This window comes from Aeromicrobium duanguangcaii (assembly GCF_024508295.1).
Classification (GTDB): Bacteria; Actinomycetota; Actinomycetes; order Propionibacteriales; family Nocardioidaceae; genus Aeromicrobium; species Aeromicrobium duanguangcaii.
Genome location: NZ_CP101990.1, coordinates 1655639 through 1666532 on the forward strand (window position 1 = coordinate 1655639; position 10894 = coordinate 1666532).

Annotated in this window: 11 protein-coding genes; 1 reads left to right on the forward strand and 10 read right to left on the reverse strand. The window is 67.9% G+C overall.

Going from position 1 to position 10894, the window contains the following annotated elements; genetic code table 11:
- Window positions 1-60 precede the first annotated feature (60 nt).
- From pafA to NP095_RS08345, 10 genes are all read right to left on the reverse strand, one after another.
- Window positions 61-1422, reverse strand: coding sequence for a Pup--protein ligase (gene pafA / locus NP095_RS08300; RefSeq protein WP_232416371.1), 1362 nt, complete (start codon window positions 1420-1422; stop codon window positions 61-63).
- Between the two features lie 73 nt (window positions 1423-1495).
- Window positions 1496-2188, reverse strand: coding sequence for a proteasome subunit alpha (prcA, locus tag NP095_RS08305; protein WP_232416370.1), 693 nt, complete (start codon window positions 2186-2188; stop codon window positions 1496-1498).
- A 10-nt stretch (window positions 2189-2198) separates the two neighbouring features.
- Window positions 2199-3011 carry a proteasome subunit beta gene (gene prcB, locus NP095_RS08310; RefSeq protein WP_232416603.1) on the reverse strand — a complete coding sequence of 271 codons (813 nt, stop codon included), beginning with the start codon at window positions 3009-3011 and terminating at the stop codon, window positions 2199-2201.
- The gene (locus NP095_RS08315; protein ID WP_154594943.1) at window positions 3011-3205 is read right to left on the reverse strand and encodes a ubiquitin-like protein Pup; all 195 of its coding nucleotides are present in this window, start codon (window positions 3203-3205) and stop codon (window positions 3011-3013) included. The genes prcB and NP095_RS08315 overlap by 1 nt, the downstream gene beginning before the upstream one ends.
- Window positions 3206-3214: 9 nt before the next feature.
- A complete protein-coding gene (gene dop / locus NP095_RS08320) occupies window positions 3215-4717 on the reverse strand; it encodes a depupylase/deamidase Dop (protein ID WP_232416369.1) in 1503 nt (500 codons plus the stop codon).
- Window positions 4718-4755: 38 nt separating this feature from the next.
- The gene (locus NP095_RS08325) at window positions 4756-5208 is read right to left on the reverse strand and encodes a GNAT family N-acetyltransferase (protein ID WP_232416368.1); all 453 of its coding nucleotides are present in this window, start codon (window positions 5206-5208) and stop codon (window positions 4756-4758) included.
- A gap of 14 nt (window positions 5209-5222) precedes the next feature.
- A complete protein-coding gene (gene arc / locus NP095_RS08330; protein ID WP_232416601.1) occupies window positions 5223-6872 on the reverse strand; it encodes a proteasome ATPase in 1650 nt (549 codons plus the stop codon).
- A gap of 125 nt (window positions 6873-6997) precedes the next feature.
- The gene (locus NP095_RS08335) at window positions 6998-7882 is read right to left on the reverse strand and encodes a tRNA (adenine-N1)-methyltransferase (RefSeq protein ID WP_232416367.1); all 885 of its coding nucleotides are present in this window, start codon (window positions 7880-7882) and stop codon (window positions 6998-7000) included.
- Window positions 7879-8796 carry a M50 family metallopeptidase gene (locus tag NP095_RS08340; RefSeq protein ID WP_232416366.1) on the reverse strand — a complete coding sequence of 306 codons (918 nt, stop codon included), beginning with the start codon at window positions 8794-8796 and terminating at the stop codon, window positions 7879-7881. Before NP095_RS08340 ends, NP095_RS08335 begins: the two co-directional genes overlap by 4 nt.
- 38 nt (window positions 8797-8834) lie before the next feature.
- Window positions 8835-9500: an HAD family hydrolase gene (locus tag NP095_RS08345; RefSeq protein WP_232416365.1), complete on the reverse strand. Its 666-nt coding sequence runs from the start codon at window positions 9498-9500 to the stop codon at window positions 8835-8837.
- 434 nt (window positions 9501-9934) lie between these two features.
- On the opposite strand from NP095_RS08345, the gene NP095_RS08350 reads away from it, so the two are divergent.
- Window positions 9935-10369, forward strand: coding sequence for a hypothetical protein (locus NP095_RS08350; RefSeq protein ID WP_232416364.1), 435 nt, complete (start codon window positions 9935-9937; stop codon window positions 10367-10369).
- Window positions 10370-10894: the final 525 nt, after the last annotated feature.

Sequence of the window (10894 nt, forward strand, 5' to 3'; positions counted from 1 at the left end):
CCTCCTGAGGATCGATGCCGTGCCCACAGTAACGGCTGATTCCAAGGATGAACTGAGAGGTCACATCGAATCGATGAGGCGCTGGACGCGGTCGTCCTGCGAACGGAACGGGTCCTTGCACAGCACCGTCCGCTGGGCCTGGTCGTTGAGCTTCAGGTGCACCCAGTCGACCGTGAAATCGCGGCGCCGCTCCTGCGCCCGTGCGATGAAGTCACCGCGCAGCCGCGCCCGCGTCGTCTGCGGCGGGACGGACTTGGCGGTGAACACCTCGAGGTCGTTCGTGACCCGCGCGACCGCACCCTTGCTCTCGAGCAGGTAGAACAGGCCGCGGTCTCGACGGATGTCGTGATAGGCCAGATCGAGCTGAGCGATGCGCGGATCGGACCAGGACAGCCCGCGCTGCGTCCGGTAGCGATCGAGCATCCGGTACTTGATGACCCAGTCGATCTCGCGCTCGACGAGGCTGAGGTCCTCGCTCTCGACCGCCTTGAGCGTGCGCTCCCACAGGTCCATCGTCCGGTCGATCGTCGGCGTGCGGAGCCCGTTACGGTCGATGTACTCGGCGGCCTTGGCGAAGTACTCGGCCTGGATCTCCAGCGCCGAGAGCTCACGCCCGTTGGCCAGCTGGACCTTGCGGCGGCCCGTCATGTCGTGCGAGATCTCGCGGATCGCCCGGATCGGGTTCTCGAGGGTCAGGTCGCGCATCGTGACGCCGGCCTCGATCATCTTCAGCACGAGGTCGGTCGTGGCGACCTTCAGCATCGTGGTCGTCTCGCTCATGTTCGAGTCGCCGACGATCACGTGCAGGCGGCGGAACCGCTCGGCGTCGGCGTGCGGCTCGTCGCGGGTGTTGATGATCGGCCGCGAGCGCGTCGTGGCGCTGGAGACGCCCTCCCAGATGTGCTCGGCCCGCTGGCTGACGCTGAACACGGTGCCGCGAGGCGTCTGCTGCACCTTGCCGGCGCCCACGATGATCTGGCGCGACACCAGGAACGGGATCAGGACGTCGGCCAGCTTGCTGAACTCGCCGCTGCGGCCCACCAGGTAGTTCTCGTGGCAGCCGTAGGAGTTGCCGGCCGAGTCGGTGTTGTTCTTGAACAGGTAGATGTCGCCCTCGACACCGTCCTCGGCGAGGCGCTCCTGCGCGTCGAGCATGAGGCCCTCGAGGATCCGCTCCCCCGCCCGGTCGTGGGTGACCAGATCGACGATGTCGTCACACTCGGGCGTCGCGTACTCGGGGTGGCTGCCCACGTCCAGGTACAGGCGCGCGCCGTTGCGCAGGAAGACGTTGCTGCTGCGCCCCCACGACACGACGCGGCGGAAGAGATAGCGCGCCACCTCGTCCGGAGACAGACGGCGTTGCCCACGGAACGAGCAGGTCACGCCGTACTCGTTCTCGATTCCGAAGATCCGCCGGTCCATGCAGCCAGCCTAGACCTGTGAGCGCCAGCCGCACGTGACGAAGCTCACCGGGCGGAGGAGGGCGGGCCCACGGTCAGCCGAGCAGCTCGGCGACCCGCGACTCGGCCAGCCGCTTGAACTTCCGCGGCTGGCTGCGGGTGCGGTCCAGGACGGCCACCTCGAGGTCGCCCGGAGCGATCGTGCGGGCCGGCTCGGTGTCGTTGCCCAGCGCGGTCAGGGCGAGGCGCAGGGCGTCGGCCAGGGTCAGATCGGGCGTGTAGTGGGTGCGCAGATACTCCTCGACCTTGTCGCTCTGACCGCCCATGACGCCGTAGCTCTGGATGTCCGCGACGGAGCCGTCGTACGTGAGGCGATAGATCTGGTCGGCCTCGGGAGTCGCGCCGACCTCGGCGACGAAGATCTCGACCTCGTACGGCTTCTCGCCGCCGCTGGAGAAGATCGTGCCGAGGGTCTGCGCGTAGGCGTTGGCCAGTCCGCGCCCCGTGACGTCACTGCGGTCGTAGGAGTAGCCACGCATGTCGGCCAGGCGCACGCCGGCGATCCGCAGGTTCTCGAACTCGTTGTACCGGCCGACCGCGGCGAAGCCGATGCGGTCGTAGATCTCGCTGATCTTGTGCAGGGCCCGCGAGGGGTTCTCGGCGACGAAGACGATCCCGCCGGCGTAGCGGACGACCGCGACGGAGCGGCCCCGGGCGATGCCCTTGCGGGCGAAGTCCGCCCGGTCCTTCATCAGCTGTTCGGGCGAGACGTAGAAGGGGGTGGTCATCAGGGCGCTCCTAGGTCAGCGGGGCGGACGGGCCGTCGGGCGACTGCATGCGGCCGCCGATCACGGCGTCGGCGACGGCGGCGGTGCGGGACTCGTCCCAGGCGCGGTACCCGTCGCGGGTGATGACCGAGATCAAGGGGAAGATCCGTCGCGTGAGGTCGGGGCCGCCGGTGGCGGTGTCGTCGTCGGCGGCGTCGTAGAGCGCCTGGATCACGGCGGTGACCGCGTCGGACTCGCTCATGTTGGCGCGGTAGAGCTTCTTGAGCGAGCCGCGGGCGAACGTCGAGCCGGAGCCGACCGAGTGGAAGGTGCGCTCCTCGTTCTTGTTGCCCGTGACGTCGAAGGCGAAGATGCGGCCGCACTGGGCGTCGAGGTCGTAGGCCGCGAAGAGCGGGACGACCGCCAGCCCCTGCATGGCCATGGCGAGGTTCCCGCGGATGAGCGTCGCGAGCCGGTTGGCCTTGCCGTCGGTCGACAGCGTGATGCCCTCGATCTTCTCGTAGTGCTCGAGCTCGACCTGGAACAGGCGGGTCATCTCGACGGCGATGCCCGCGGTGCCGGCGATGCCGACGCAGCTGAACTCGTCGGTCGGGAAGACCTTCTGGATGTCGCGCTGGGCGATGACGTTGCCCATCGTGGCGCGGCGGTCGCCGCCCATGACGACTCCCCCGTCGAACGTCGCGGCGACGATGGTCGTCCCGTGCGTCACGTCGAGACCGGACACGGACCCTCCGGAGGCGTTCGGCAGCAGATCAGGGGCCTGAGTGGCGAGGAACTCGGTGAACGAGGAGGATCCGACGGCGCGGAAGCCTCCATCGAGCATCACTGGCCGCCCTTCTGGACGAAGCTGCGGACGAACTCCTCGGCGTTCTCCTCGAGGACGTCGTCGATCTCGTCGAGGATCGAGTCGACGTCGTCGTCCAGCTTCTCCTTGCGCTCGGTGTCGACTTCGGGCGCCTCGACCTGCTCGTCGTCGACGTCGCTCTTGCGCGTGCTCCGGTGCTGTTGCTCGGCCATGATCACACCCTAGCGACCTGTGATGGCCCGGAAGAGTTCTGTGGCCGAATGGATTTGGCCGAACAATCCGTCCACGTGCTCGGCTGTTCCCTTGAGGGGCTCCATGGTCGGGACCCGCTGCAGCGAGTCGTATCCGGGCAGGTCGAAGATGACCGAATCCCAGGAGGCTGCGGCAATGTCGGCGGCGAACCGCTCCAGGCACCGGCCGCGGAAGTAGGCACGCGTGTCGTGGGGTGGCTCGGTGACGGCCGCCGCGATCGTCTCGTCATCGAGGAGGCGCTCGATCCGGCCGCCGGCCACGAGGCGGTGGTAGAGCCCGCGCTCGGGACGGATGTCGTGGTACTGCAGGTCGATGAGGTGGAGCTTGGCGTGGTCCCAGTCCAGCCCGTCGCGCTCGCGGTACTGCTCCAGCAGCGCCAGCTTGGCCACCCAGTCGAGCTCGCGCACGAGGTTCATCGGGTCGTCGGCCAGCCGGGTCAGCGTCGACTCCCAGCGCGCCAGGACGTCGTCGGTCTGCTCGTCGCTGCCCTCGGTCTCGACGAACTTCTTCGCGTGCTCGAGGTAGTGGCCCTGCAACTCCAGCGCGGTGATCGTGCGGCCGTCCGCCAGCTTCACCGCAGTGCGCAGCGTCGGGTCGTAGGAGATCTGGTGCAGCGCGCGGACGGGGTCGGCGAGCATGAGCGGCGCCGGCAGGGCGTCTGCCTCGATCATCGCCAGCACGAGGGACGTCGTCCCGTGCTTGAGGTAGATCGAGGTCTCGGAGAGGTTCGCGTCGCCGATGATGACGTGCAGGCGGCGGTACTTCTTGGGGTCGGCGTGCGGCTCGTCGCGCGTGTTGATGATCGGGCGCTTGAGCGTCGTCTCCAGACCCACCTCGACCTCGAAGTAGTCGGACCGCTGGCTGATCTGGAACGCGTGGACGCTGCCGTCCTGACGCTGGCCCACGCGGCCCGCTCCGGTGATGATCTGCCGGCTGACGAAGAACGGGGTCAGCTGCTGCACGATCGACAGGAACGGCACGTCCCGGCGCATCAGGTAGTTCTCGTGCGAGCCGTAGGCGGCGCCCTTGTTGTCGACGTTGTTCTTGTAGAGCATGATCGGCGCGACGCCGGGCACACGGGCCGCCAGGCGGGCGCCGCGCGCCATGACGAGCTCGCCGGCCTTCTCCCACCGGACGACGTCCAGCGGGTTCGTGACCTCGGGGCTGGAGTACTCGGGGTGGGCGTGGTCGACGTACAGCCGGGCGCCGTTGGTCAGGATGATGTTGGCCAGACCCATGTCCTCGTCGGTGAGCTGGGACGGGTCGGCGACGTCCCGGCCGAGGTCGAAGCCGCGCGCGTCGCGCAGCGGGCTCTCCTCCTCGTAGTCCCAGCGCGCTCGCCGGGTCAGCCCGTTGGCGGCGGCGTAGGCGTTGACCACGTGGGTCGCCGCGACCATCGGGTTCGCCTGGGGCTGGCCCTGGACGGCGATCCCGTACTCGACCTCGGACCCCTGCACTCGTCGGACGCTCACGTCTTCACCCTACGTCGTGTGACCTGCGGCACCGTGGCTCAGAGGAACTTGCCGAGATGGACCGAGTCGTCGTAGCCGGCGTAGTAGCCGAACGGCTCGACGTCGACGTAGCCGGCAGACCGGTAGAGCGCGATCGCCTCGGGCTGCTCGGTCCCGGACTCGAGGACCAGCCGGACGATGCCCTGGCGGGCAGCGCTGCGCTCGAGCTCGTCGAGCACCTGGCGCGAGAGTCCTTGGCCCCGGTGCGAGTCGAGCACGAACATCCGCTTGATCTCGCCGTCGGTCTCACCGTGGGGGCCGCCGCGGCGCCAGCCGCCCATGGCCACGGGCACCTCGTCGACGTACCCGATGAAGAAGATCCCGTTGGGGTGGTCGAACTCCGACGGATCCATCGGCGAGGCGTCGCCCACCTCGCTGGCGTAGCGCCGGACGTACTCGGCCTGGACCAGCTCGGTGAGCTTCACCGCGTCCGGGTGGTCGTAGCGGACCACGCGCAATTCGAGTGTCAGAGGTACTGTCCCGTGTTCGCGACGGTGTCGATCGATCGACCCGGCTCGTTGCCGCCCTTGCCCGTGATGAGCGTGCGGATGAAGACGATGCGCTCGCCCTTCTTGCCCGAGATCCGCGCCCAGTCGTCCGGATTGGTCGTGTTGGGCAGGTCCTCGTTCTCCTTGAACTCGTCGACACACGCCTGCAGCATGTGCTGGACCCGCAGGCCCTTGCTGCCGTGGTCGAGCAGGTCCTTGATCGCCATCTTCTTCGCGCGGTCGACGATGTTCTGGATCATCGCGCCGGAGTTGAAGTCCTTGAAGTACAAGATCTCCTTGTCGCCGCCGGCGTAGGTGACCTCGAGGAACTGGTTCTCCTCGCTCTCGGTGTACATCCGCTCGACGGTGCGCTGGATCATGGCGTGGACGCAGGCCTGACGGTCCCCGCCCCACTCGCGCAGATCGTCCTCGTGCAGCGGCAGCGTCATGGTCAGGTACTTGCTGAAGATGTCGCGGGCGGCCTCGGCGTCGGGGCGCTCGATCTTGATCTTCACGTCGAGGCGCCCGGGCCGCAGGATGGCCGGATCGATCATGTCCTCGCGGTTCGAGGCGCCGATGACCAGCACGTTCTCGAGACCCTCGACGCCGTCGATCTCACTGAGCAGCTGCGGGACGATCGTGTTCTCGACGTCGGAGGAGACGCCCGACCCGCGGGTGCGGAACAGGGAGTCCATCTCGTCGAAGAACACGATGACCGGGGTGCCCTCGTTGGCCTTCTCACGGGCGCGCTGGAACACCAGGCGGATGTGCCGCTCGGTCTCGCCGACGTACTTGTTGAGCAGCTCGGGACCCTTGATGTTCAGGAAGTAGGAGCGACCCTCCTCCCCCGTCCGCTCACTGACCTTCTTGGCCAGGCTCGCGGCGACGGCCTTGGCGATCATCGTCTTGCCGCAGCCGGGAGGGCCGTAGAGCAGGATGCCCTTCGGCGGCTTCAGCTCGTGCTCGATGAACACGTCCGGGTACAGGTACGGCAACTCGACGGCGTCCTTGATGATCTCGACCTGGTTGCCCAGGCCGCCGATGCTCGTGTAGTCGATGTCCGGCACCTCTTCGAGGACCAGCTCCTCGACCTCGGACTTCGGGATGCGCTCGTAGACGTAGCCCGCGCGGCTGTCCAGCAGCAGGGAGTCGCCGGCGCGAAGCCGCTCGTCGGCGAGGGTGTCGGCGAGACGCACGACCTTCTCCTCGTCGGCGTTGCCCAGGACGAGCGCACGGTCGCCGTCGGCCATCAGCTCCTTGAGCATGACGACCTCGCCGATCTGCTCGAACTCGAGCGCCGCGACGACGTTCATGGCCTCGTTGAGGATGACCTCCTGGCCCTTGCGCAGCGAGTCCTTGTCGACCGCGGGGCTGACGTTGACGCGCAGCTTTCGGCCGCCGGTCATCACGTCGACCGAGTCGTCGTCGTTGCGCTTCAGGAAGGTTCCGAACCCGGTGGGCGGCTGGGCGAGACGGTCCACCTCCTCCTTGAGGGCCACGATCTGGTCGCGCGCCTCACGCAGCGTGGAGGTCAGCCGCTCGTTCTGCGCGGCCGTGGTGGCGAGCCGGGACTCGACGTCCGCGAGACGGGCCTCGATGTACCGATCGGTGGGCTCATTGCCGTTCATGTGCACCTCCTGGAGGGTGATGTCCACGACCCTACCCGTCTGAGACGCACGCAACACCTCGTCGTGAGACAGCCGTGTTGCGATCGTGTCGCCGGCTGATCACGCACCCTTCCGACCGAGGCCGGTCAGTCCTGCAGATCGGCAGGACGCGGGCCGACGTAGTCGGGCCCGTAGGCCCCCGGCGCGGGCCGGCGCGTCTTGGGCATCGGACGCTGACCGGGAGCCAGGCGACGTGCGGTGACGAGGAACGCGGTGTGCCCGTTCATCTTGTGGTTGGGGCGAACGGCCAGTCCCTCGAGGTGCCAGTCGCGCACGAGCGTCTCGAACGCGTGCGGCTCGGTGAAGCCGGCCGACTCGCGCAACGTCTCGACGAACCGCGACAGCTGGGTGGTCGTGGCGACGTAGCCGCAGACGATGCCGCCGGGGACGAGCCGGTTGAGGGCCAGGGGGATGCAGGTCCACGGGTCGACCATGTCCAAGATGATGCGGTCGACCTCGGGGCCCTCCGCGGCGTCACGCAGGTCGCCGACGGTGAGGGACCAGGTGTCGGGAGAGCCGCCGAGAGCGAGCTCGACGTTCTTGCGGGCCGTCTCGGCGAAGTCCTCGCGCAGCTCGTGGGACTCCAGGTGTCCCTCGGGGCCGATCGCTCGCAGCAGGTAGGTGGTCAGGCTGCCCGATCCGGCGCCGGCCTCGATGACGCGGGCGCCGGGGAAGATGTCGGCCTGCACCAGGATCTGGGCGGCGTCCTTCGGGTAGATGATCGCGGCGCCGCGGGGCATCGAGACGACGTACTCGAACAGCAGGGGCCGGAACACCTGGTACGGGAACTCCAGCGAGGTCTCGACGACGATCCCCTCGGGGCGTCCGATGATGTCGTCGTGGCGGATCTGCCCCTTCTTGGTGCTGAACTCCTTGCCCGCGACGAGTTGGATGTTGTGCTTACGGCCCTTGGGGTCGGACAGGCGGATCCACTCGCCCTCGACGAACGGGCCCGTGCGTTGAAGATTCATCCGGCCTCACGATAGGCGCGGTCCACAGCGGACGCGAAGAGGGTTCCCACCACGACCCCGGAGTCGTCGACGAGCGCATAGGCATCCGAGGGGTTCTCGGCCATCGCGAGCAGCAGATCGCGCCCCGACAGCTCGACGGAGATCGGAACGGCGCCGGACGGAGGATGCTCCTGGTCCATGAGCGTGGAGGCCGACAACGAGCCGATCCGGGCCAGGGCGACCCCCTGCTGCAGCGCGAAGGACGCGCCCTGCCACAGGAAGAGGGCGACGGCGAGCAGCAACAGGGCTCGACCGATCGCGAACGTGTCCTCGCCGAACATCATCATGATCGAGATCACCACGAGTCCGAGGGCGGCCAGTCGGCCGATCCAGCCGGCGACGCGCACGCCCTTGGGCTCGCTGCCCGTGACGGCCCAGATGAGGGCGCGCAGCACGCGGCCGCCGTCCAGGGGCAGGCCCGGGAGCATGTTGAAGATCGCGATGAGCACGTTGATGAAGCCCACCGACCACAGCACCGAGCGCGTCGCGCCCTCCGTGGCCTGGGCGCCCCAGAGCGCCGCGATGCCCACGACGAACGAGGCGATCGGACCGACGACCGATGTCGCCAGCTCCTGCCAGGGGTTCCGCGAGTCGCCCTCGATGTGGGTCTCACCGCCGAGCAGGTGCAGCTCGACCATCGGCACCCGCATGCCGAACCACCGGGCGACGCCCAGGTGGGCGAGCTCGTGCAGGAACACCGACACGTAGAGGCTCAGGACGAACACGATGGACGTCAGGTACGGGTTCGGCCCGGCCCCCAGGGACTCGAATTGCGGCGCGAAGACGATCACCAGGATGACGCCCATCAACAGCAAAGAAGGACGCACGCGGATGTCCGCGCCCGCGATGCGCGCGACGCGCCAGCCACCACTCATGCGTACAACCTACTGGCGGGTGACGAGGAGATCACTGGTCATTCGTGACCGAGCCCGGCCAGTCGCCCCACGTGGTCTGCCGTCAGGCCGGCCAAGGTCGGGACGACCGCCCGGAACGGTGCCTCGGGGACGGCGACGGCGTGCGGCACCGCGATCACGAAGCAACCCGCGGCGTTGGCCGACGCGGCACCGGTTCGCGAGTCCTCGATGGCGATGCAGTCCTCGGCCCGCACCCCCAGCAGCTCGGCGGCCTTCAGGTACGGCTCGGGGTGCGGCTTGCCCTGCGTCACCGAGTCGCCCGTCACCACCGCCTCGAACCCGAGCGCGTCGACGACCGGTTCGGCGATGTAGCCGTACGACATCGTGACGAGGGCCTGCGGAACGCCCGCAGCGCGGTACTCCTCGATCAGCTCGCGGGCGCCGGGACGCCATTCCTGTTGCCGGCGCAGCGCGGTGGCCACGCGACCGCCCAGGAAGTCGACGATGTCCTCCGGCGTCATGTCACCGCCGATCCGCTGCTTGATGTAGCGCGCCGCCACCAGCAGGTCGCTGCCGACCAGGTGCAGCGAGTCCTCCTCGGTCCAGACCGCGCCGTGGTCCTCGGCGAGCTGGTGCTCCCCCGCGATCCACATCGGCTCGGTGTCCACGAGCGTGCCGTCCATGTCCCACAGGACGGCTTTCGGGTGCTTCCAGGGCGCATTCATGCTCTGACCTGCAGTTTCTCGAGAATTGGCGGCACTCACCATGGCTTCAAAACCGTCCGATGCGACTATCCATGCGACTATCCACCCTAGATCGCGGGCCCGCGGCATAGAAACCCGGCGTGGCGCACGTCCCGCGTCCAGGTGCTTTCAGCACCGCAGGAGGGGTCCCGGCGCGCACCTGTCGGGTATGACGAACCACACCATCGCAGCCCCCATCCGCACCTGGGCCGAACTCCTGAACACCGACCGCGAGGTGCTGAACCGCACCGAGGTCGCCACCCTGCTCGAGCCGACCCGCGCACCATCGACCGCGCCATCGAGGACGGCACGATCACCGTCGTCCGGCTCGGCCGACGCCACCTCATCCCCCGACGCCCTTTCCTGGCCGCCTTCGGCGTTGACGCAGCGAGCAGACCATCATCGGAGGCATCCTGATGAGCCCTCGGGCGAAGCCGGTCGCCGCACGCGCTCGGCGCGAGAAGGGCACCGGCTCCGTCACGAAGTACCAGACCAAGTCCGGGCTACGGTGGCGCTACGAGATCAACGTCCCCGTCGAGCCCGGCCACCCCGAAGCCGGTAGCCGCAGCCAGACCTGTGCAGGCTTTGCCAGCTACGAGGAGGCCGACGAGGCCATCACCTTGGTGCGCGCCGACGTGATCCGCAAGATCCCGCAGGCCGTCGGACGCGACACCTTCACCCCATATGCGCGACGGTGGCTCGACGGGCACTCCATCGGCAACGGCACCTGCAGTTCACTCGCGCGCCGTTCAAGAAGACGACCCAACCTCATCACCAGCGATGAACGTGCCGCAGTGATCGCGTCCAACCTGTCGGTCTTGCCGATTCCACGAACCCGGACAGCCAGCTGAGAAGGCGCTTCAACGACTGAGAAGGCGCTCAACGACTCAAGCCGAGATCGGCCAACTGCTCAGTCAACACTGCTCCGAAGGAGCCCGTTCCCTCGGCCTCGCCAAGCACCCCGTCGATGTCTCCGGCGGTGCTTTTACAAGAGATCCAGTGTCATGCGATCTCACTAGCATTCGGAACTTCACGATGAGCCGCGTCTCGCGGAGGTCCAACTACTACGATCCCGTCCGGGTCACTTCCAGCGACCGGCATGCTCGCTGCAGACGCTTCCGGTGTTGTTGCACTTGCTGCATGTGAGTTTGCCGAACGCGCCGCTCGCTCGTCCCCCGTTGCAAGCTTGGCAGTCGTTCACGGGTCGGTGACACTTCTTGCAGTTGCTCATCGGGTTCCCTTCCGTTGCCACTCGCGGGTGAGATTTTTGAAATGCTAGCGCCGCCTTGACTTGCATGGAGGGCATCCGGTATTTGTTCCGTTACCCCCGTTCCCCGCGCTGCGACTCCGAGCGGACCGGCAGGGGAGATCTGCTG